Origin of the sequence: Acidovorax sp. Leaf191 (genome assembly GCF_001424425.1) — a bacterium.
In the GTDB taxonomy this organism is placed as follows: domain Bacteria; phylum Pseudomonadota; class Gammaproteobacteria; order Burkholderiales; family Burkholderiaceae_C; genus Acidovorax.
On record NZ_LMPT01000018.1, the window covers coordinates 340,463 to 360,630 of the forward strand.

General features: G+C 68.4%; 20 protein-coding genes. 13 read left to right on the forward strand and 7 right to left on the reverse strand.

The window, feature by feature from the left end; translation table 11 throughout:
* The first annotated feature begins 134 nt into the window (after nt 1–134).
* From garD to ASG27_RS13195, 3 genes are all read left to right on the forward strand, one after another.
* Nucleotides 135–1,709 (forward strand): galactarate dehydratase, encoded by a 1,575-nt coding sequence (garD, locus tag ASG27_RS13185; protein ID WP_235504042.1) that lies wholly within the window; start codon nt 135–137, stop codon nt 1,707–1,709.
* A gap of 380 nt (nt 1,710–2,089) precedes the next feature.
* The gene (locus ASG27_RS13190; RefSeq protein ID WP_056417802.1) at nt 2,090–3,040 is read left to right on the forward strand and encodes a DMT family transporter; all 951 of its coding nucleotides are present in this window, start codon (nt 2,090–2,092) and stop codon (nt 3,038–3,040) included.
* Nucleotides 3,041–3,051: 11 nt separating this feature from the next.
* On the forward strand, nt 3,052–4,194 hold the full coding sequence (locus ASG27_RS13195) for an aldose epimerase family protein (RefSeq protein ID WP_056417805.1): 1,143 nt from the start codon (nt 3,052–3,054) through the stop codon (nt 4,192–4,194).
* Between the two features lie 70 nt (nt 4,195–4,264).
* Here the strand turns inward: ASG27_RS13195 and ASG27_RS13200 are convergent, their stop codons facing one another.
* Nucleotides 4,265–5,212: a LysR family transcriptional regulator gene (locus ASG27_RS13200; RefSeq protein ID WP_056417808.1), complete on the reverse strand. Its 948-nt coding sequence runs from the start codon at nt 5,210–5,212 to the stop codon at nt 4,265–4,267.
* A 128-nt stretch (nt 5,213–5,340) separates the two neighbouring features.
* Between ASG27_RS13200 and ASG27_RS13205 the strand changes: the two genes are divergently transcribed.
* The 6 genes from ASG27_RS13205 to ASG27_RS13230 all read left to right on the forward strand — a co-directional run bounded on the left by ASG27_RS13205 (nt 5,341) and on the right by ASG27_RS13230 (nt 12,481).
* Nucleotides 5,341–6,129, forward strand: coding sequence for an SDR family NAD(P)-dependent oxidoreductase (locus ASG27_RS13205; protein ID WP_056417810.1), 789 nt, complete (start codon nt 5,341–5,343; stop codon nt 6,127–6,129).
* A gap of 279 nt (nt 6,130–6,408) precedes the next feature.
* On the forward strand, nt 6,409–7,935 hold the full coding sequence (locus ASG27_RS13210) for a DegQ family serine endoprotease (protein WP_056167598.1): 1,527 nt from the start codon (nt 6,409–6,411) through the stop codon (nt 7,933–7,935).
* Between the two features lie 162 nt (nt 7,936–8,097).
* Entirely contained in the window at nt 8,098–8,757 is a 660-nt protein-coding gene (locus tag ASG27_RS13215) for a response regulator transcription factor (RefSeq protein WP_056417813.1), read from the forward strand.
* Entirely contained in the window at nt 8,757–10,130 is a 1,374-nt protein-coding gene (locus ASG27_RS13220) for an ATP-binding protein (RefSeq protein WP_056417817.1), read from the forward strand. The genes ASG27_RS13215 and ASG27_RS13220 overlap by 1 nt, the downstream gene beginning before the upstream one ends.
* Before the next feature lie 383 nt (nt 10,131–10,513).
* Nucleotides 10,514–11,509, forward strand: coding sequence for a 2-dehydropantoate 2-reductase (locus ASG27_RS13225; protein WP_056417820.1), 996 nt, complete (start codon nt 10,514–10,516; stop codon nt 11,507–11,509).
* 168 nt (nt 11,510–11,677) lie between these two features.
* Nucleotides 11,678–12,481 (forward strand): hypothetical protein, encoded by an 804-nt coding sequence (locus tag ASG27_RS13230; protein ID WP_156370737.1) that lies wholly within the window; start codon nt 11,678–11,680, stop codon nt 12,479–12,481.
* A 12-nt stretch (nt 12,482–12,493) separates the two neighbouring features.
* Here the strand turns inward: ASG27_RS13230 and ASG27_RS13235 are convergent, their stop codons facing one another.
* Together ASG27_RS13235 and ASG27_RS13240 are read right to left on the reverse strand one after the other, a co-directional pair.
* On the reverse strand, nt 12,494–12,901 hold the full coding sequence (locus ASG27_RS13235) for a hypothetical protein (protein ID WP_235504043.1): 408 nt from the start codon (nt 12,899–12,901) through the stop codon (nt 12,494–12,496).
* A gap of 325 nt (nt 12,902–13,226) precedes the next feature.
* A complete protein-coding gene (locus ASG27_RS13240; RefSeq protein WP_056418353.1) occupies nt 13,227–13,724 on the reverse strand; it encodes an Lrp/AsnC family transcriptional regulator in 498 nt (165 codons plus the stop codon).
* Between the two features lie 155 nt (nt 13,725–13,879).
* Between ASG27_RS13240 and ASG27_RS13245 the strand changes: the two genes are divergently transcribed.
* Nucleotides 13,880–14,767, forward strand: coding sequence for an EamA family transporter (locus ASG27_RS13245; RefSeq protein ID WP_056417830.1), 888 nt, complete (start codon nt 13,880–13,882; stop codon nt 14,765–14,767).
* Nucleotides 14,768–14,873: 106 nt separating this feature from the next.
* Here the strand turns inward: ASG27_RS13245 and ASG27_RS13250 are convergent, their stop codons facing one another.
* Nucleotides 14,874–15,356: a VOC family protein gene (locus tag ASG27_RS13250; RefSeq protein ID WP_056417833.1), complete on the reverse strand. Its 483-nt coding sequence runs from the start codon at nt 15,354–15,356 to the stop codon at nt 14,874–14,876.
* A 325-nt stretch (nt 15,357–15,681) separates the two neighbouring features.
* Between ASG27_RS13250 and ASG27_RS13255 the strand changes: the two genes are divergently transcribed.
* Together ASG27_RS13255 and ASG27_RS26750 are read left to right on the forward strand one after the other, a co-directional pair.
* Nucleotides 15,682–16,401 carry a hypothetical protein gene (locus ASG27_RS13255; protein ID WP_056417836.1) on the forward strand — a complete coding sequence of 240 codons (720 nt, stop codon included), beginning with the start codon at nt 15,682–15,684 and terminating at the stop codon, nt 16,399–16,401.
* A 195-nt stretch (nt 16,402–16,596) separates the two neighbouring features.
* The gene (locus tag ASG27_RS26750; RefSeq protein ID WP_056423024.1) at nt 16,597–16,797 is read left to right on the forward strand and encodes a hypothetical protein; all 201 of its coding nucleotides are present in this window, start codon (nt 16,597–16,599) and stop codon (nt 16,795–16,797) included.
* A 193-nt stretch (nt 16,798–16,990) separates the two neighbouring features.
* On the opposite strand, the gene ASG27_RS13260 is transcribed toward ASG27_RS26750, so the two are convergent.
* Both ASG27_RS13260 and ASG27_RS13265 read right to left on the reverse strand, forming a co-directional pair.
* Entirely contained in the window at nt 16,991–17,479 is a 489-nt protein-coding gene (locus ASG27_RS13260; protein ID WP_056417839.1) for an AtaL-like protein, read from the reverse strand.
* 60 nt (nt 17,480–17,539) lie between these two features.
* Nucleotides 17,540–18,409 carry an SDR family oxidoreductase gene (locus ASG27_RS13265; protein ID WP_056417841.1) on the reverse strand — a complete coding sequence of 290 codons (870 nt, stop codon included), beginning with the start codon at nt 18,407–18,409 and terminating at the stop codon, nt 17,540–17,542.
* Nucleotides 18,410–18,508: 99 nt separating this feature from the next.
* On the opposite strand from ASG27_RS13265, the gene ASG27_RS13270 reads away from it, so the two are divergent.
* Nucleotides 18,509–19,420, forward strand: a complete 912-nt coding sequence (locus tag ASG27_RS13270) for a LysR family transcriptional regulator (protein ID WP_056417845.1) — start codon at nt 18,509–18,511, stop codon at nt 19,418–19,420.
* Between the two features lie 338 nt (nt 19,421–19,758).
* Here the strand turns inward: ASG27_RS13270 and ASG27_RS26755 are convergent, their stop codons facing one another.
* Entirely contained in the window at nt 19,759–19,932 is a 174-nt protein-coding gene (locus ASG27_RS26755; protein WP_156370739.1) for a hypothetical protein, read from the reverse strand.
* Nucleotides 19,933–20,168: the final 236 nt, after the last annotated feature.

Sequence of the window (20,168 nt, forward strand, 5' to 3'; positions counted from 1 at the left end):
CTGCATTTGAGCCGTGCGGCGTGATGGTGGATGAAGTGCCATGCGCGCTGCCGGTGGTGACCCTGGCGGCGCAGGGCGCATGTTTTGTGCACGCTGTGCAGCGCCAGCAAGAAGTGAAAGAAGTGACAGACCCGATGCGAGAAGCCCTCACCATCCGCATGCATGCGGAAGACAACGTCGCCATCGTCGCCAACGACGGTGGCCTGCCCGCCGGCACCGTGCTGCCGCCCGGCGTGCCCGGCGCCGGCATCGCGCTGCGCGACAAGGTGCCCCAGGGCCACAAGGTGGCGCTGGCGGACATCCCCGAAGGCGGCGTGGTGCGCCGCTACAACGTGCCCATCGGCTACGCGCTCAAGGACATCGCGGCCGGCAGCTGGGTGCACGAGCGGCTGCTGCAGATGCCCTCGGCCCGTGCGCTGGAAGGCCTGCCCATGGCCACGGTGAAGCCCCCGGTGCTGGAGCCGTTGACGGGCTACACCTTCGAGGGCTACCGCAACGCGGACGGCTCGGTGGGCACGCGCAACATCCTGGCGATCACCACCACGGTGCAGTGCGTGGCCGGCGTGGTCGCGCAGGCCGTGCACCGCATCAAGACCGAGCTGCTGCCGTTGTTTCCGAACGTCGACGACGTGATCGGCCTGGAACACACCTACGGCTGCGGCGTGGCCATCGACGCGCCCGACGCGGTCGTCCCCATCCGCACGCTCAAGCACATCAGCCTGAACCCCAACTTCGGCGGCGAGATCATGGTGGTGAGCCTGGGTTGCGAGAAACTGCAGCCCGATCGCCTGCTGCCCCCGGGCAGCTTCCCCATCACCGACGAGCGCGATGCGGCCCTGGGCCCCGAGACGGTGTGCCTGCAGGCCGACCACCACGTGGGCTTCATGTCGATGCTCGACGACATCGTGCAAAGCGCCAGGCCGCATCTGGAACGCCTGAACGCCCGCCGCCGCGAGACCATCCCGGCCAGCGAGCTGGTGCTGGGCGTGCAGTGCGGCGGCAGCGACGCGTTCTCGGGCGTCACCGCCAACCCGGCCGTGGGTTTCTGCGCCGACCTGCTGGTGCGTGCCGGCGCCACGGTGATGTTCAGCGAGAACACCGAGGTGCGCGACGCGGTCGAGCAGCTCACCAGCCGCGCCGCCACGCCGGAGGTGGCCGAAGCCATCGTGCGCGAACTGGGCTGGTACGACCGCTACCTGGACCGCGGCCGCGTGGACCGCGCGGCCAACACCACGCCGGGCAACAAGGCGGGCGGCCTGTCCAACATCGCCGAGAAGGCCATGGGCTCCATCATCAAGAGCGGCACCGCGCCCATCTCGCACGTGCTGGCCCCGGGCGAAAAACTGCGCCGCGACCAGCGCGGCCTGGTGTACGCCGCCACGCCGGCCAGCGACTTCATCTGCGGCACGCTGCAGCTGGCCGCCGGCATGAACCTGCACGTGTTCACCACCGGCCGGGGCACGCCCTACGGCCTGGCCGAATGCCCCGTGGTCAAGGTGGCCACGCGCAGCGACCTGGCGCGCCGCTGGCACGACCTGATGGACATCAACGCCGGCAAGATCGCCGACGGCGAGGCCACCATCGAAGATCTGGGCTGGGAGATGTTCCACCTGCTGCTCGACGTGGCCAGCGGCCGCAAGAAGACCTGGGCGGAGCAGTGGAAGCTGCACAACGCACTGGTGCTGTTCAATCCGGCGCCGGTGACTTGACGAGGCTCGCGTGTATTAGCCAACCGTTCGGGCTGAGCCTGTCGAAGCCTCGCGCCGCGCTTCAACAGGCCTGTCCTGAGTCCGTCGAAAGGCTTGGCGTGAACGGTATGGGTTGTTGAAAGGGTTCGCAGGAGTCTTTTGAAGCGTACGTTGTGAGGGACCTCACCCATCTGTCCCGCATCCGCTCCCATCCTTCAAACCCACCAAATACCCGGTCGGGCTGAGCTTGTCGAAGCCCTGCGCGGCGCTTCGACAAGCTCAGCGTGAACGGGTTTTAAGTTTTTTTGCGAGACAGATCCATGAGACACGATCTGCCGAAATCCCATCCCCACAGCCCGTCACTGCACGGGCTGTGTCACTAGAGAGAAAGACGAACTCCCATGCCCCACACCCGATTTTCCGACCGCAAGGTCGTGGTGGCGCTGGCGCTGCTGTGTTGCCTGCTTTGGGGCAGTTCCTACCCCGCCATCAAGACCGGCTACGCCTGGTTCGGCATTGCCCGCACCGACATCCCTTCGCAGCTGGTGTTCGCGGGCTGGCGCTTTCTGGGCGCGGGGCTCATCCTGCTGGCCTGGGCGCTGAGCCAGCGCAAGTCCATCGTGAACCTGGGGGCGGGCAGTGCGCGCCAGCTGGTGGTGCTGGGCCTGTCGCAGACCACGCTGCAGTACGTGTTCTTCTACGTGGGGCTGGCCTACACGACGGGCGTCAAGGGCTCCATCATGAACGCCACCGGCACCTTCTTCAGCGTGCTGCTGGCGCACTGGGTCTATCACAACGACCGGCTGAGCCACGCCAAGCTCTGGGGCTGCCTGGTGGGCTTTGTGGGGGTGATGGTGGTCAACCTGGGGCGCGGCACGCTGGACATGGACTTCACGCTACTGGGCGAAGGCTTCGTGGTGATCGCCGCCTTCGTGCTGGCCGCGGCCAGCATCTACGGCAAGCAGGTGTCGCAGCGCATGGACTCGGTGGTCATGACCGGCTGGCAACTGGGCATTGGCGGCGCGGCGCTGCTGGCCGTCGGCGGGGTGCTGGGCGGCTCGCTCACGGGCTTTACCTGGGGCTCGGCTGCGCTGCTGGTGTACCTGGCGCTGCTGTCGTCGGCCGCGTTCTCGCTGTGGAGCATCTTGCTCAAGCACAACCGGGTGAGCCAGATCACGGTGTTCAACTTCACGGTACCGATCTTCGGCGCGGCGCTGTCGGCGCTGTTCCTGGGCGAGGCGCTGCTGGAGTGGAAGAACCTGCTGGCCCTGGTGCTGGTGTGCGCCGGCATCTGGCTGGTCACGCGCGATGCGCCTGCGGCCACGCCGGCCACGCCCCCTGCCAAGCCCTAGACTCGCTGCCCATGGCCCATACCCTCCATCGCGACGCTTTCACGCACACCCTCCACGGTCAACCCACCGACCTGTACACCCTGCGCGGCGCGGGCGGGCTGCAGGTGGCGGTCAGCAACTACGGCGCCCGCCTGGTGCAGGTGGCGGTGCCGGACGGGCAGGGCGGCCTGGCCGACGTGGCGCTGGGCTACGACAGCCTGCAGGGCTACCTGGATGGGCAACTCTCCATGGGCGCCATCATCGGCCGCTGGGCCGGGCGGCTGCGCCACGGACAACTGAAGTTGCCCGATGGCACCACGCTGCAGCTGCCCACCAACAGCGGTCCGCACCACCACCACGGCGGCCCGCTGGGCAGCCGGTTCCAGGTGTTCACGGTGGCCGAGGCGCGGCCCGATGCACTGCGCCTGCAACACGTGTTTCGCACGCAGGACGACGGCGTGCCCGGCACCGTGCGGCTGACGCTGGACCTGGCCATCGCACCCGACAACGCGCTGCACATGGCCTGGACGGCCGAGGTGGCCGATGCGCCCACGGTGGTCAACATCACCGGCCATGCGTTCTTCAACCTGGCCGGTGCGGGCAGCACGCACGGCCATGTGCTGCAGGTGCCCGCCAGCTACTATGTGCCGCTGGCGGCGGATGTGTGCCCCGTCGGCACGGTGGAGCCGGTGCAGGGCACGCCGTTCGACTTTCGTGCGCCCCGCCGTGTGGGCGATGCCGTGGCGCACCCGCACGGGCAACTGGCGCGCGCAGGCGGGCTGGACCACTACCTGGCCTGGGGCGACGCTCCCGGCGCCGCGCTGCCCGCCTGGGCTCTGCAAGCACCCGCGCTGGCCTCGCCGATCACGCCGGGGGGCCTGCGGCCCGCAGCCCTGCTCAGCGACCCTGCCAGCGGGCGCGCAATGCAGGTGTGGACCACTGCTCCGGGCGTGCAGGTGTATGCGGGCCACGGCCTCAAGGCCGACCCGATGCGCGACAGCGGGCGCAGCGCTACCGATGCCCCTGGCACGCCCTGGCTGTGGCAGCCCGGCGACGGCATTTGCCTGGAGCCCATGGAGTACCCCGACGCGCCCAACCACCCCGGCTTCGGCGCGCGCTGGTGGCAGCCGGGCGAGGTGGTGCGCGGGGCCATCGTCTACCGGTTCACAGGCTGATGCGTCCGACTGCCTTCATGGGTTATCAAGCTTTTCAGGCCTCTACCGCTTGTCTGGCAAGCGCTGTCGGCTATTGAATTGATAGCGATGCCTGCTGGGCTGCTGCGGCCGCCTCGCGCTGCAGGTGCTTCTGCACCACCGCCGCCAGCCAGTCCATCACCACCCGCACGCGCTGGGGCAGGTGGCGCCGGTGGGCATACAGCAGCGTCACGGGCATGGGCGGGGCAGGGTGGTCCTGCAGCACTTCCACCAGCAGCCCCTTGTCGATCAGCTCGCGCACGCCCAGCAGCGGCGCCTGGATCAGGCCCAGCCCGGCGGCGCAGGCGCCCAGGTAGGCCTCGGCACTGTTCACGGTGACGCGCCCGTCCATGGGGTGGAACTGCGGGCTGTCGCCGTCCTGCACCTCGAAGCCCGCCGAGCGTGTGCCCAGCGTACTCACGTAGTGCACCAGGTCGTGCTGCGCCAGGTCGGCCAGCGTGCGGGGCGTGCCCTTGCTGGCCAGGTAGCCGGGGCTGGCGCAGGTGGCCACGCGCACCACGCCCAGCGGGCGCGCCACCAGGCCGGGCTCTGCCACCGGGCCCACGCGGATCACGCAGTCAAAACCCTCGCGCACCAGGTCCACGCGCCGGTCGGTGCTGCTCAGCTCCACCTGCAGCAGGGCGTGGCGCTGCAGCAGCTCGGGCAGGCGCGGCAGCACCAGCTGGCGCGCGATGCCGGTGGACATGTCGATGCGCACCCGGCCCTGCAGGTCGGCGCCCTCGGGGTGGGTGAACAGGGTTTGCAGCTCTTCCACGTCGGCCAGCAGGTCCTTGCAGCGCTCGTAGTAGACCTGCCCATCCTGCGTCAGTTGCACGCGGCGCGTCGTGCGGTGCAGCAGGCGCGTGCCCAGCTGCGCCTCCAGTTGCTGCACGGCCAGCGAGGCGTTGGCCTTGGGGATGCCCAGCACCTGCGCGGCCTGCGTGAAGCTGGCCAGCTCGGCCACGCGGGCGAAGATCTGCATGCGGTCAAAGGGGTTCATTGGCTATTTATTTTTGAACAATCAATTCAATTTTGCCTGGTTTATGTATCCATGGGGAATCAATAAAGTTCTCTTCATGCCCGCTGCACCCCGTGGCAGGCACCCCACCCCTACCCGAGGACCTTCCCATGACCGCACCGGCACACACTTCATCGTCTTCCTCCACCCCCATCGTTCTCATCACCGGCGGCAGCCGGGGCCTGGGCCGCAGCGCCGCGCTGGCGGCTGCGAAGAGCGGCATCGACGTGGTGCTGACCTACCGCCAGCAGGCCGCCGAAGCCCAGGCCGTGGTGGCCGAGATCGAGGCCCTGGGCCGGCGCGCCGTGGCGCTGCCGCTGGATGTGGGCGACGTCGGCAGCTTCGAGGCCTTTGCCGGCCAGCTGTCGCAGGCCCTGCAGTCCGGCTGGGAGCGCGAGCGCATCGACTTTCTGGTCAACAACGCCGGCATGGGCGTGCACGCACCGTTTGCCGAGACCACCGAGGCGCAGTTCGATGCGCTGGTCAACGTGCACCTCAAGGGCGTGTTCTTTCTCACGCAGCGCCTGCTGCCGCTGATGAACGACGGCGGCCGCATCCTGAACCTGTCGTCGGGCCTGGCCCGCTTTGCCTTGCCCGGCTATGCGGCCTATGCGGCGATGAAGGGCGCCATCGAGGTGCTCAGCCGCTACCTCGCCAAGGAGCTGGGCCCGCGCGGCATCGCCGTGAACGTGGTAGCCCCGGGTGCCATCGAGACGGATTTTGGCGGCGGCGCCGTGCGCGACAACGCACAGCTCAACGCCTTTGTCGCCGGCCAGACCGCGCTGGGCCGCGTGGGCGTGGCGGAGGACATCGGTCCGCTGGTCGCAGCCCTGCTGCAGCCCGCCACGCGCTGGGTGAACGCGCAGCGCATCGAGGCCTCGGGCGGCATGTTTTTGTAGAGTGCACCCCCTGAGGCGCTACGCGCCTTCCCCCTCTCTCTACGCGCTTCGCGCTGGGGAGGGGGACGCCACCGGTGCACGCAAGCGCAGCGCCGCATACGCAGCATGGCGGCCCTTGCACGGTGGCACTGGCCTGGGGTCGCGCCAGCATCGAAGGCCCTTGGGCGGCAAAAGAATGCTCCAAAAGCACCCACATGCACATCCCGCAGCCTAAGTTTCGTCTAAGTGTCGCTGCCCACACTGCCTTCCATCGCAACCCCGATTGAAAAGGCAGACACCATGAGCAACACGCTTGCATCCACTCCCCGCCGCCTGATCCTGGCCCTGGTGGCCGCGGGCGCTCTGGGCGCCACCGGCGCCGGGCTGATCAGCGGCCACCAGGCCCGCGCGGTCACGCCGGCTACCCCCATCGTGGCGCAGACCCCTGCGGCACCCTCGGGCGGCGCACTGCCCAGCTTTGCGCAGATCACCGCGCAAAATGGCGCGGCCGTGGTCAACATCAGCGTCACCGGCAGCACCAAGGCCGCCATGGCCAACGACGACGATGACGACGACGAGAGCCAGCCCACCGCCCGCCAGGGCCGGGGCCCGCAGATCGATCCGAACGATCCGTTCTACGAATTCTTCCGCCAGTTCGGCATGCCCGGCGCCGGTGCGCAGGGCCGGCCCAACGTGCCCACCCATGGCCTGGGCTCGGGCTTCATCGTCAGCCCCGACGGGCTGGTGCTGACCAACGCGCACGTGGTCAAGGGCGCGAGCGACGTCACCGTCAAGCTCACCGACCGGCGCGAGTTCCGCGCCAAGGTGCTGGGCTCGGACCCCAAGACCGATGTGGCCGTGCTCAAGATCGACGCCAAGGACCTGCCCGTGGTGCGCCTGGGCAGCACGCGCGACCTGCAGGTGGGCGAATGGGTGCTGGCCATCGGCTCGCCCTTCGGCTTCGAGAACAGCGTGACCGCCGGTGTGGTCAGCGCCAAGGGCCGCTCGCTGCCCGACGACAGCCTGGTGCCCTTCATCCAGACCGACGTGGCGGTGAACCCCGGCAACTCGGGCGGGCCGCTGTTCAATGCGCGCGGCGAGGTCGTGGGCATCAACTCGCAGATCTACAGCCGCTCGGGCGGCTACCAGGGCGTGTCGTTCGCCATCCCCATCGAGCTGGCCGCCAAGATCAAGGACCAGATCGTCGCCACCGGCAAGGTGCGCCATGCGCAGCTCGGCGTGGCAGTGCAGGAGGTGAACCAGGCGTTTGCCGAATCCTTCCAGCTCGACAAGCCCGAAGGCGCGCTGGTGGCCAGCGTGAGCAAGGGCAGCCCCGCCGAGAAGGCGGGCCTGCAGCCCGGCGACGTGATCCGCCAGGTGGACGGCCATGCCATCGTCGCCTCGGGCGACCTGCCCGCCTGGGTGGGCCAGGCCCAGCCCGGCCAGCAGGCCAAGCTGTCGGTGTGGCGCCGCGGCCAGCCGGTGGAGCTGACCGCCACCCTGGGCGACGCCAGCGACAAGGCGGGCAGCAAGCAGGCGCGCGCCGAAGAAGCCGTGGGCAAGGCGCAGCTGGGCCTGTCGCTGCGCCCCCTCGATGCTGACGAACGCCGCGAGGTGGGTGTGAGCGAAGGCCTCGTGATTGAGCAGGCCCGCGGCCCCGCCGCTGCCGCGGGCGTGCAGCCCGGCGACGTGCTGCTGGCCATCAACGGCGCACCAGCCAAGAACATCGACCAGGTGCGCACGGCGATGGCCAAGGCCGGCAAGTCGGTGGCGCTGCTGATCGAGCGCGACGGCAACAAGATCTTTGTGCCGGTGCGTTTGGGCTGATGGGCTGATGGGGGGATGGGGGTGAGGTGGGTGGGGTGGGAGGAGCGGGGCGGGGTGCCCCAACCTCCACACCTCAGCCCGACCCGACCCCACCCGTTCGGGCTGAGCCTGTCGAAGCCAGGGCGCAACCCCACTCCCGCCATTCGCTATGCTCGCCCCACCATGCGATTGCTCCTCGTAGAAGACGACACCATGATCGGCGAAGCCGTGCAGGACCTGCTGCGCGCCGAGCACTACGCGGTGGACTGGGCCCGCGACGGCAACGCGGCCGACACGGCCTTGCGCACGCAGGCCTACGACCTGGTGCTGCTCGACCTGGGCCTGCCCCAGCGCGACGGGCTCTCGGTGCTGCGCGACCTGCGCACGCGCAAGGACCGCACCCCAGTGCTGGTGGCCACGGCCCGCGACTCGGTCACGCAGCGCATCGAAGGGCTCGACGCCGGCGCCGACGACTACGTGCTCAAGCCCTATGACCTGGACGAACTGCTCGCCCGCATCCGTGCCCTGCTGCGCCGTGCCGCCGGCCGGGCCGAGCCGGTGTACGAACACAAGGGCGTGTGCATCAACCCCGCCACGCGCGAGGCCTCGGTGCAGGGCGTGCCGGTCGTGCTCTCGGCGCGTGAATGGGCCGTGCTCGAGCCGCTGATCGCCCGGCCGGGCATGGTGCTGTCGCGCCAGCAGCTCGAAGACAAGCTCTACGGCTGGGGCGACGAAGTCAGCAGCAACGCGGTGGAGGTGTACATCCACGGGCTGCGCAAGAAGCTGGGCGCCGAGGTGCTGCTGAATGTGCGCGGCGTGGGCTACCTGGTGCCCAAGGCATGATGGAAAAAATCACCCCAGCCCTGCAATCCGTGCGCGCGGTGCTGCCGCGCTCGCTGCGCACGCGGCTCTTGATCTTCATCCTGGCCGCCATCGTGCTGGCCGGCGCCGTGCAGGGCGCGCTGGCCTACCGGGGCGCGCTGGCCGAGGCCGACACGCTGTTCGACTACCACATGCAGCAGACCGCGCTGGCGCTGCGCTCGGGCCTGCCGGTGGACGCGCAAGGCCTGGGCCCGGGGCTGGACCCGGAGGACGAGAACCACGAATTCATCGTGCAGGTGTGGACCAACGAAGGCCTGCGCATTTTTGAATCCGCCGTGGGCGCGGCGCTGCCGCAGATCGCGGTGCTGGGCTTCACCGACGTGCAGGCACGGGGCGGCACCTACCGCGTGTTCTCGATGCAGACGCGCTCGCAGGTCATCCAGGTGGCGCAGAACATGGCGGCCCGCCGGGGCATGGCGCGCGCCCTGGCGCTGCGCACGCTGGCGCCGCTGGCCTTCATGGCGCCGCTCTTGGTGCTGGCCGTGTGGTGGGGCGTGAGCCGGTCGCTCGCGCCGGTGGAGCGCGTGCGCCGCCAACTGGCCCAGCGCCAGGCCGACGACCTTTCGCCCGTCAGCGACGCGCAGTTGCCCGACGAGGTACAGCCCCTGGTGAGCGAGCTCAACCTGCTGTTCGAGCGCGTGCAGCGCGCGTTCGACGCGCAGCAGCACTTCGTGGCCGACGCCGCGCACGAGCTGCGGTCCCCGTTGGCCGCGCTGCGCCTGCAACTGCAGGGCCTGCAGCGCGCGGGCGACGACGCTGCGCGGGCCGCCGCCATCGAGCGCCTGTCCTCGGGCATCGACCGCGCCACGCGGCTGGTGGAGCAATTGTTGACCCTGGCCCGCCAGGAGGCGGGTGCGGCGGCCCCCGGCGCACACACCGAGCCGGTGGATCTGCAGGCCGTGGCGCAGCTGGCGCTGGCCGACGTGGCCCCGGCGGCGCAGGCGCGGTCCATCGACCTGGGCCTGCTCGACTCCGATGCGGCCACCGTACCCGGCAACGCCGAGGCGCTGCGCATGCTGGTGCGCAACCTGCTCGACAACGCCGTCAAGTACACGCCCGCGGGCGGCCGGGTGGACCTGCAGGTCCGGCGTGCGGCCGACGGCCAGGCTGTTGAACTGACGGTGGAAGACAGCGGCCCCGGCATTGCCGAGGAACACCGCGCCCGCGTGATGCAGCGCTTCGTGCGCGAGACCAGCGACGGCGCACCGGGCAGCGGCCTGGGCCTGGCCATCGTGCAGGCCATTGCGCAGGCCCACAGCGCCGTGGTCGCGCTGGACGCATCGCCCCGGCTGGGCGGGCTGCGGGCCACGGTGCGGTGGCCGGGCGTGGCGTAGGCGGCTCCCGCGCGTGGGCACGGCTGCCTGCGCGCAAGCCCGACCGGGTGAGATGCCCGTGGCACTGGCCCCGCACTGACGCCGCACGGAGGCAGCACGGAGGCAGCACTCATGGGGCGCTGGTCAGTGCGTTGTGTGGATGCTATAGTTTTGGTAGCTATTTGCGCTTGTCCATCCAGCGGAAGGTGCCAAAAAAGGTCAAACTCTGGCGTGCGGCGTGGCGCTGGGTGGAGAGCGGTAGCGCTGCTGCGTCGCCCGGGTGCCAGGGCACGCGCCGGCATCGCCGCACAATGCGCACGCTGCGGGCCGCCGTGTCGCACGGGGGGCCGTGCGAGCCTGGCCTGCCGTGCGTTTCCTCAGGGCTTCAACGGGATCGTCATCACATGAATTTCATCGTTCTGGGCGCGGGTGCCATCGGCTGCTACGTGGGCGGGCGGCTGGCTTCGCAGGGCCATACGGTATGCCTGGTGGGCCGTCCCCACGCGCTGGAGCCCATCGCGCTGCAGGGCCTGCGGGTGACGGACCTCGACGGCCTGGACCAGCAGGTGCCGCCCACCGCGCTGCGCATGGCCACCACCCTGGTCGACGCGGTGCCCCGCGCGCAGAGCGTGGTGCTGCTGTGCGTCAAGAGCGGCGCCACCGAAGCCGCCGCGCGCGAGCTGGCTGCTGCCTGCCCGCCCGGCACCCCCGTCATCTCGCTGCAGAACGGCGTGGACAACGTGGCCCGGCTGGCCGCGCTGGCCCCCGGCCTGAAAGTGCTGGCCGGCATGGTGCCCTACAACGTGGTGCTGCGCGGCGCCCATGTGCACCGCGCCACGGCGGGGCACCTGCAGCTGCAGCGCGACGAGGTCACCGAAGGCCTGGCGCCCCTGTTCAACGCCGCGGGCCTGGCCACCGTGCTGCCGTACGACATCCGGTCGGTGCAGTGGGGCAAGCTGCTGCTCAACCTCAACAACCCGGTGAATGCGCTGTCCAACCTGCCGCTGCGCGAAGAGCTGCTCGACCGCGACTGCCGCTTCGTCTTTGCCGCGCTGCAGTCCGAGGCACTGGTGGCGATGGCGCGCGCCGGCATCTCCCCGGCCAAGGTCACCGCGGTGTCGCCGCGCCTGCTGCCCCATGTGCTGCGCCTGCCCAACTGGCTGTTCACGCGGCTGGCCCGGCGCATGCTGCAGATCGACGAAAAGGCGCGCTCGTCCATGTGGGACGACCTCGAAGCGGGCCGCGTGACCGAGATCGACGCCATCTGCGGAGCGGTGGTGCGTCTGGCTGCGCAGCACGGTGGGCAGGCGCCGCGCAGTGCGCGCATGTGCGAGTTGCTCGGTGGCCCGCGGCTGCGGTTGACGGGCAGAGAGATGCGCAACGCGTTGGGTCTGGCGTGAGACCGGATGTGCCGTGAAGAAGCTTGGTGCCTTGCCGTCGAACCCAGGTCGGTGGCTTGCCAAGGCGCATGCGCTCCCTGTCCCAACCTTCCATCCCTGCGTTGCGCAGACCCTGCCGCCAAGCTGCGTTCACGTCAACGCTGCGTTGGGGCCGCTAAGCTTTTGATCATGCGAAAATTCGTTCTCCTTGCAGCCGCTGCGCTCGTGGCATCGGCCCCCTCCCTCGCCGCACCACCGCGCACGGATACGCTGGTCATCAGCCCATCCGAAGGATGGGCCGCGGTCGGTTGTACGCCAGACCAACTCTGCGTGGAAATCGCTCCCTCCGAGCCTGGCTGCGAAGGCCAGGCATGCCCCAACGGCGCAGCCGATGGCACGGACGTGAGCCTGCAGTTGCCTGGCGGTCAGGGCGATCCGGCGCACACGCTCTATCGGATAGCAGGGCTGCCATCCGCAGATGCTTATGCCCGGCTGTGGCCCAAGCTCATCCGCTTCCAGGGCGGCATCCTTGTGGGTGTGCAAATGGAGGAGCGCGCCATGTATTCGGGCGGCGGGGCCAGTGCAACCACCCTGCACCTCATCGCCTTTGTGCCCGACCAACTACCGTCCGAGGTCCTGCGTGTTCCACAGAGCTCCAGCGCGACGATCCGGGCGTGTTTCAGCGAGCGCCACATGAAGCAGCGCGCCGGGGCCTGCCACGATCAATACAGCTTCGACGCGAGCCTCGCCCTGATGCAAGCATCCGCTGCAGGATGGCCGGTGCTGCGCTATCGCAGCAAGGCGACATCGTTTCCGGGGCGCGTGTCGCGGTCCAAAGACTCGCTGGCGGCGCGGCCACTTCGCCAACGCGACCTGGTGACCGTGACCGATCCCCGATGCAGCTACCAGCGGTTGTATCGCTTCACCCCGCAGGCCCGCACTTACGTGCCCGACACCCCAGCGCCCGATTGCACGGATTACACCGTGCCCTGATGGGCTGCACGCTCACCGGTGGTTGCCGGGCCTGACGGCCAGTGCGACGATGGCGATACCGCCAGCGATGATCAACGCGTCTTCAATGAGGCCGCTGCGCGTCTGGCCGATGCGTTTCATGGCGCTTTTTCTGGCGTTCAAGGTGACGTAAGCCAGAGGCACCGCGGTGGCCACCGCTGCCAGCGCTCCGGCTTGCTCACGCCCGCGCGGGGCCAGGGCCGCACCGGCGATCCCGGCGCTCATGGTCCGCGCCAGCAGGCCCAGGGCCACCGTCCTGTCGGGAGCTGTCTTCATCTTGTCGCCGGCCAGTTCCCCGGCGCCCATGGCGAGAGCGCCATACTTGAACAAGGGGCGGTCCAGCAATGCGAGCCTGCCGGGCGTGGAGCGCCCCAGCAGCCTCGCTGCCGACAGCGTGGCCATCGGTGTCATCGAGCGGGCACTGGCAACCGCGCCAATGAGCACGGACCAAAGGAGACCAGGCGTTTTCATGTGTTGTTCCCATCGGTGATGTTGATGGGAAATCGTCGGCGCCAGCTGGCGATCCAGCTAGGGCCCGAATTCGCTGGCAGCCGTAGGACGTTGGGCCGTGGGGTCATTGAGGGGCTCATTTCGTTCGGACCCCTTGCGCCCCCAAGCTCCTCAACCAAAGACCAAAGACCAAAGACCAAAGACCAAAGACCAAAGACCAAAGACCCACGATGACAGAGCCAAGCACCAACATCACCCCTGCAGCCGGGGTCGCCATTCAGGCCGCACCACCCTCACGCATGCCCATTCCCAGCGGCACCTTGAGCCCCGCTTTCAAACACCCCAGCGATACCGACGTGCGAAAGCGCCGCACGTTGTCGTCCCCGTCGAACAGCCGCCGCGTCAGTGCCTCGTAGTCCGCCATCGACGCCACGTTGACCACCAGAAGGTAGTCCGCCTCGCCGGTCACGCTGTAGCACTGTTGCACCGCGTCTTCGGCGGCGATGCGCGCGCGCAGCGGGGCCGTGCGGTCGGGGCGCTCGTTCTCTAGATGGATCTCGAGCACGATGGTCAGCGGCATGCCCACCTTCACCGGGTCGATCACGGCCACGTTGGCGCGGATCACGCCGCTGTCCTGCAGCCGCTTGATGCGCCGCTGCACCGCGGGCGCCGACAGATTGACTGCCCTGGCGATCAGGCGCTGCGGCGTGGTGTTGTCCGTCTGCAGGATGTCGAGGATGGCCAGGTCGAAGCGGTCCAGGCCCGGGTGCGGCAGGGGCGCGGTGGCGGAGGCAGAGGCGGAGGCGGCAATGGGCGTGGTGGGCATGTCGGCAAGCCTTCCAGTGCAGGGCAGGGGGAGTGAGCGAAAGTTGCGTGAAGGGCTTCGAAACAGAGCCAAAAACACGCCGCGGTCGAACTATATTTTTACCCATGACCGCGTCCCCCTTTCAACGATTCATTCCCTTCCTGGCCGTGCTGGGCTCCGTCACGGCCCTCGGGTTCGGCACATCGTGGGCCAAGCAGATCCTGTTTCCGGCGGTGGGCGCGCAGGGCACCACCGCCGTGCGCGTGGGCCTGTCGGCCGTGCTGATGCTGCTGCTGTGGCGCCCCTGGCGCTGGCGTCTGTCACGCGCCGATGCCGTGGCGATTGCCTGCTACGGCGCCGCGCTGGGCGCCATGAACCTGATGTTCTACATGTCGCTGCGCACGCTGCCGTTCGGCCTGGCCGTGGCCATCGAGTTTTCGGGGCCGCTGGCGGTCGCCATCTGGTCGTCGCGCCGCGCGGTGGACTTCGTGTGGGTGGCCCTGGCGATGGCAGGCCTGGGCATGCTGCTGCCGCTGGGCCTGAACGGCAGCGCGCTCGACCCGATGGGCGTTTTCTACGCGCTGGCTGCCGCCGTGTTCTGGGCGCTGTACATCGTGTTCGGCAAGCGCGCCGGCCACCTGCACGCGGGGCACACGGTATCGCTGGGGCTGCTGGTGGCCGCGCTGGTGGTGGTGCCCGTGGGCGTGGTGCATGCGGGCGCCGCGCTGCTCACGCCCACCGTGCTGCTGGTGGGGCTGGCCGTGGCGGCCATCTCCAGCGCCATCCCGATCTCGCTGGAAATGATGGCCTTGAAACGCCTGCCCAAGGAGGCCTTCGGCATCATGATCAGCATGGAGCCCGCCGTGGCCGCCGTGCTGGCCATGGGCCTGCTGGGCGAGCATCTCAACTTCAATCAGTGGCTCGCCATCGGTCTCATCGTGTCGGCATCGATGGGCACGGCCATGACGGCCGGGCGGAGCAAGCCCGCGCTGCGCGAACCCGCCGTCGCCTAGGGGTGGAGGGCGCTGGCGCTCCGGGCTCGCCATGGCGAAACAGAACCCGGTGGTTGCGGGTTCGTGCCCGCGATGGCAGACCCGTGGTTCGGTCCACCTGCGGCGGCTACTTGGCCCGCCATGCCTTTTCGATGGTGGTGATGTCGATCTTGCGCATGGTCATCATCGCCTCGAACACCCGCTTGGCCGCTGCGCGGTCGGGGTCGGCCATGGCGGTGGTCAGCACGCGCGGGGTGATCTGCCACGACACGCCCCAGCGGTCCTTGCACCAGCCGCATGCGCTCTCCTGGCCGCCGTTGCCTACCACCGCGTTCCACAGCCGGTCGGTCTCGGCCTGGTCGTCGGTGGCGATCTGGAAGGAGAAGGACTCGTTGTGCTTGAAGTGCGGGCCACCGTTGAGCCCCACGCAGGGAATGCCCGCCACGGTGAACTCCACAGTCAGCACATCGCCCTGCTGTCCATCCGGGTAGTCGCCCGGCGCCAGCATCACCCCGCCGACGGAACTGTCGGGAAAGGTGGCCGCGTAGAAGTTGGCGGCGCTCAAGGCATCGTGCTCGTACCACAGGCAAATCGTGTTCTTGCTGATCATGGGTTGGCTCCTGGAAAAGGTGGATCCGCCGTGCATCCGGGTGGTCGTCATCGTAGTCATGTCCGGCGCAGTGTCCAAGGGTTTGTCGCACGTGACGGGAGTGGCCCCGTGCGTCGGTCATGGCCGGTTCGCCTTGGCTCGCAGGCCCGTGCGCCGTGCCGCGGGTGTGCAACGTTTATGGCGTGAATGTGCACATCTGTATCGCAGCCACAGCACTACAGACGCGTAAGGAATGGCCTACAGAAATGGGCCCTGTGTTTTTTCAACATGGGTTTTCGCATGAGGAATAGGCCCATGCGCTTTTCATTGAAACGAGGAGATTGCAATGGCATACCGTGACGACGAAGAACGCAACCGCAACCACGCACGCGAGTACGACAGCGACGGCGGTCGGCATCAACAGCATCAGCAGCAGGAATACCGCAGCGGCAGCGGCTATGGCAGCCACGACGGCCAGCACGACAGGCAATACCAGGCACAGAGCGACGGCGGCCGGTACGGCTCCGACAGAGACTTTGGCGCCCCGCAGTCCCAGTACCAGGGCGGCCGCAGCGATGAGTCGCAATACGGCGGCTACGGCCACAACGGGCCGGGCAGTCGTTACGGCGGCGGCAGCTTCGGCCCCCGGGGTGGCCAGCAGGTTCAGCAAAACCGCTACCCGCAAGGTGACCAGCAACAACAAGCCTACGACTGGGGCGGTGCACGCCAGCCAGGCGGCAGCTATGGCGGGCGTGAGCAGTTCTCCGAAGGCTATGGGGGTGGCGGCCAGTACGGCAGCCAGCAGGACCGCTTCGGCGGCGGGTTCTACGGAGATTCAGACCGTTTCAGTGCCGGGCGCCACCAAAGCCAGCAAGGCCACGATCCGGACTACCTGCAATGGCGCAACGAGCAGATCCGCAGCCTGGACAAGGACTATGAAACCTTCCGCGGCGAGCGCTACCAGAAATTTTCGGACGACTTCAGCACCTGGCGCAGCAACCGCACCAAGAGCACCGACCAGAACCAGCAGACCGCCAGCGCGAAGAACAAGGACCAGAGCAAGTGACCGTGCTGCAGCGCAGTTTTGTTAGCGCTGTGCATCGCGAGGCCTCGGCAGCCCTGCCGGGGCCTTTTTTTGCGCCTTGGCCGCGCATGCAAGGGTTGGGTGAACCTCTCGCAGCGCACCCCGTTCTGGGCCCGCCTCCTACGCCGAGCGCGTGCGCCACCGGGCCCAATTCAATTTTTGTCCCAGGAGAACGCCATGGCCACCGACCCCGCAGAACACCCCATCCACAAAGTCCCCGATACGTTTCCCTTGCCGCCCGGCGACCTGCCGCCCAGCACGGAGCCGCTCACGGTGCCGCCACAGCCGCAGTTGCCGCAGTCGTCTGCTCCGGATCCGTATGAGGGAGAGCAAGAGGATGAAAGCGGCGATCCCGTGGGCCAGCCACCCCGGATGTGACGAGGGTGAGGGTGATGCCGACGGCATCACCGTGCGGCAGTGAGGCCTGCGCTTCGATGGCCTGATGGGGAAAGCCCGGGCCGCTGCGAGCGATCTTCAAACAGGCTTTTGCCGCATCTTGCGCAGGCACCGCCTGCCGCCGCCAGCCCCCGCAATTGGATGCGCGTGTGGCTGGTGGTCGGCGTGGCGTGGTTCATGCGGCAGCGCCTGTCAGCTGTCCTTGCGCCAGCAGTTCGCGGGTGCGCTGCAGCGTCGACAGCAGCGCGCTCCGATAGCCCTTGTCGCCGTCCGTCCAGGCCTGCTCTGCCTGCTCCTCGGGCCCACCGGGCGCCTTGCCCCGCAGGCCCAGATAGCCGTAAAAGCGCAGTTGCAGGTTCCCTTGCTCGTCCTCGAACAGCTCGTTGACGATGGCGCCTTCGCGCGGGCCGGTGGCCTGGAAGAAGGTCACCTTGTTGTGCAGCTCCAAGGTGATGATCTCGCGCAGTGCCTGGCCGGCGATGGTGGCCTCGCGCACGAAGTGGGTATCGCTCTCTTGCACCACCTCGCAGTGGGTGCACAGGTTCGGCGGCAGAAACAGCCTTGCATCGCGGGCCTTGAGCACCAGACCCGCCCACGCCTGGGCGCGGGTGAGCGGGACTGGGCCGGCAGGGTTCACGGGGACGGTGGCGGTGGAGTAGATCATGGTGGTGTCCTCTGGGGCAGATTGGATCTGGGGTGGGGGCGAACGTTGTGCGTGCAGCACTCAGGCCGCCGAGGCGACGGCGTGCGCAAAGTCGCGGTACGCATGCAGCGGGCGCCCGAGCAACTGCACCAGGCGCTGCACGTCGCCAGCCTCCGGCACCATCCCGTCGGTCAGAAAGCGCTCGCTCATGAGACGCATGTCATACGCCATCCAGTGCGGCATGGCGTGGCGCAAGTTGGCCTCGAAGCCGGCGGTGTCGTCGCCGCCGTAGGCAACGGGGCGGCCCAGTACCGACGACCAGATGCCGGCCACCGCTTCGCCGGTGAGCGTGTCGGGGCCCACCAGGTTGATGCGTGCCAGCGGCAGCTGCCCGCTGGCCTGCTCGCGGCGCAGCAGTTCGATGGCAGCGACCTCGGCAATGTCCCGCACATCCACCATGGCCAGGCCCTTGTTCCCGATGGGCATGGGGTAGATGCCATGGTTGCGCACGACATCCTTGATGCTGTGGTCGTTGTCCATGAAATAGGCCGGCCGCAGGATGGTGGCGCCGAATCCCATCTGCTCCAGCATGCGCTCCACGCCGAACTTGCCCGCGAAGTGCGGAACGTTCAGGTAGCGGTCGCTGTGGATCACCGACAGGTAGACCACGCGCTCGATGCCCGCTTCGCGTGCAAGGTTCAGCGCCACCAGCGCTTGCGTGAACTCGTCGGGCACCACCGCATTGAGCAGGAACAGCGTGGAGACACCGTCGAAGGCGCGGCGCAGGGCGTCGATGTCGAGCAGATCGCCCTGCACGGTGTGCACGCCCGCCGGGAGGTTCGCCTGGGCCGGCTTGCGCACCAGCGCGCGCACATCGGCGCCCCGGTTCACCAATTGCTGAACGACTTGGCGGCCGACGTTGCCCGTGGCGCCGGTGATGAGAATGGTCATGAAATTGCTCCGTTGCGTTGAAGAAGCCCGAATCTTCATCGTTTCATTCCATGTGCGATAGACGTTATATTTGGACTTTGCGTCTCACTGGTGGAACACATGGACTTGCTTGCTCTGGCGGACTTCACGCTGGTGGCCCGGCACGGAGGCTTCGGCCGGGCTGCCCGCGCATCGGGCCGCCCGAAGGCCACCCTCTCGCGCCGGGTGGCGGACCTGGAGAGCGGTCTGAACCTGCGGCTTTTCGAGCGCGGGCCGCGGGTGCTCAAGCTCACCGAAGAGGGGCGGGCGCTGTTCGAGAAAACCTCGGTGCTGCTGGCCGAGCTGGACGAAACCACCGCCGCCATCGCCTCCGGTGGCGATGCGCCCCGAGGCCGGTTGCGGGTCAGTGCCCCGCTGCTGTTCTCGCAGGCTGCCATGGGCAAGCTGGCAGCCCGCTTCGCCTTGAAGCACCCGGAGGTGCGGCTGGAGGTCACGACCGAAGACCGGGCGGTGGACATGGTGGAGGAGGGCTACGACCTCGTGATCCGCGTCGACCCCGACCCGGACGAACGCCTGGTCGGCCGCATCTTCCTGCGCGACCGGATCGTGGTCGTTGCAAGCCCCCAACTCCGCAAGCCGCGCGCTGGCGCGACCACTGCGGCGGTGGTGCGGGGAAGCGCGGGTGCGGACGTCAGCGCCGTTCCTGCCGCCATCTGGAACCTCACCAACGCGAAAGGTGCGCCGCAGCGCCTGGCGGTGCAACCCGTGCTTCATCTCTCCTCGCTGTTCATGGTGCGCGACGCGGTGCGTGCGCAGGTGGGCGCTGCGCGGCTGCCCCTGTCACTGGTGCTGCACGACCTGGTAGCCGGAACCTTGGTGAAGTGGGGGGATGTTCCAGGGCCTGAAATAGCGCTGTGGGCGCTCTACCCCTCGCGCCGCCTGCTCAGCCCCCGTGTGTCGGCGTTTCTGGATCTGCTCAAGGAGGCCTTTCCAGAGGGGACGCCGCAAGAGTTGGCGGCTTACGTCGCTTGACCCTCGTGCAGCGGCGAACTGGCTGGAGCGTCGCTGCGCATGGCGTGGCCGCGATGCGCTACAACGCGAGTGTTTGGCAATGCGGGGAAAGCCAGGCTGCCGTTTCTTGAGTGTCCGTACGGTGATCTCGGTTCAGTTGACTTTTCCAGGACGCCGTTTGAACACCAAGCGGCTACCGTCCGATGTGTGCAACGTCAACCGCGGCAAGCCATCTTCATCTGCATCGACGTGGGCCCGATTCTGGCCGATGGCAACCACGGTAAAAGGCCCCGACATCACTGCGGGGGCCTTTTGCATTTCAGCGCCCAGTGCGAGCCTGGCTGTCATCATCGCGAGGCTCAGGCCGCCGCAGCGTCCTCCGCGCGCTTGAGCTGCAGCGGCTGCACTGGCGTGAGGTAAGCAAGCCCCGCAAACGCCCCCAGTTTCAGAATGCCCTGCGCCTCCACCTCAGGCCGCTCCAACGCCGCAGCCGTGAGGCGATCCCCGGCGAACTTCCTTCGGTAGGCCCGCATATCCGCTGCGTGCCGATTAAAGCCCACGGGTGGGATGCGTGCGCCAGCAGCGCCATGGCCTTCGAGAAGGCCTCTTCGCACTCTGCCATGGCCTTGTATACCTGCAGACAGTCATAGGCCGCAGGGGCCTCATTGTGGGCGTTTGCGACTGCTCCGCAGCCCGTGATGCGCTTGCGCGGAGTGGCAGCGCAGTGCGCTGCGAATCGGCCACCGCCTAGGGCAGCCCTTCTGCGAGG

Excerpts from the sequence above, each read along its gene's own strand:
- ASG27_RS13200 (WP_056417808.1), bottom strand. The coding sequence starts at position 5,212 with ATGAACCCCTTTGACCGCATGCAGATCTTCGCCCGCGTGGCCGAGCTG.
- ASG27_RS13205 (WP_056417810.1), top strand. The coding sequence starts at position 5,341 with ATGACCGCACCGGCACACACTTCATCGTCTTCCTCCACCCCCATCGTT.
- ASG27_RS13250 (WP_056417833.1), bottom strand. The coding sequence starts at position 15,356 with ATGATCAGCAAGAACACGATTTGCCTGTGGTACGAGCACGATGCCTTG.
- ASG27_RS13265 (WP_056417841.1), bottom strand. The coding sequence starts at position 18,409 with ATGACCATTCTCATCACCGGCGCCACGGGCAACGTCGGCCGCCAAGTC.
- ASG27_RS13215 (WP_056417813.1), top strand. The coding sequence starts at position 8,098 with ATGCGATTGCTCCTCGTAGAAGACGACACCATGATCGGCGAAGCCGTG.
- ASG27_RS26755 (WP_156370739.1), bottom strand. The coding sequence starts at position 19,932 with ATGCGGGCCTACCGAAGGAAGTTCGCCGGGGATCGCCTCACGGCTGCG.
- ASG27_RS13190 (WP_056417802.1), top strand. The coding sequence starts at position 2,090 with ATGCCCCACACCCGATTTTCCGACCGCAAGGTCGTGGTGGCGCTGGCG.
- ASG27_RS13270 (WP_056417845.1), top strand. The coding sequence starts at position 18,509 with ATGGACTTGCTTGCTCTGGCGGACTTCACGCTGGTGGCCCGGCACGGA.
- ASG27_RS26750 (WP_056423024.1), top strand. The coding sequence starts at position 16,597 with ATGGCCACCGACCCCGCAGAACACCCCATCCACAAAGTCCCCGATACG.
- ASG27_RS13230 (WP_156370737.1), top strand. The coding sequence starts at position 11,678 with ATGCGAAAATTCGTTCTCCTTGCAGCCGCTGCGCTCGTGGCATCGGCC.
- garD (WP_235504042.1), top strand. The coding sequence starts at position 135 with ATGCGAGAAGCCCTCACCATCCGCATGCATGCGGAAGACAACGTCGCC.
- ASG27_RS13245 (WP_056417830.1), top strand. The coding sequence starts at position 13,880 with ATGACCGCGTCCCCCTTTCAACGATTCATTCCCTTCCTGGCCGTGCTG.
- ASG27_RS13210 (WP_056167598.1), top strand. The coding sequence starts at position 6,409 with ATGAGCAACACGCTTGCATCCACTCCCCGCCGCCTGATCCTGGCCCTG.
- ASG27_RS13195 (WP_056417805.1), top strand. The coding sequence starts at position 3,052 with ATGGCCCATACCCTCCATCGCGACGCTTTCACGCACACCCTCCACGGT.
- ASG27_RS13260 (WP_056417839.1), bottom strand. The coding sequence starts at position 17,479 with ATGATCTACTCCACCGCCACCGTCCCCGTGAACCCTGCCGGCCCAGTC.
- ASG27_RS13235 (WP_235504043.1), bottom strand. The coding sequence starts at position 12,901 with ATGGCCACGCTGTCGGCAGCGAGGCTGCTGGGGCGCTCCACGCCCGGC.
- ASG27_RS13220 (WP_056417817.1), top strand. The coding sequence starts at position 8,757 with ATGGAAAAAATCACCCCAGCCCTGCAATCCGTGCGCGCGGTGCTGCCG.
- ASG27_RS13225 (WP_056417820.1), top strand. The coding sequence starts at position 10,514 with ATGAATTTCATCGTTCTGGGCGCGGGTGCCATCGGCTGCTACGTGGGC.
- ASG27_RS13255 (WP_056417836.1), top strand. The coding sequence starts at position 15,682 with ATGGCATACCGTGACGACGAAGAACGCAACCGCAACCACGCACGCGAG.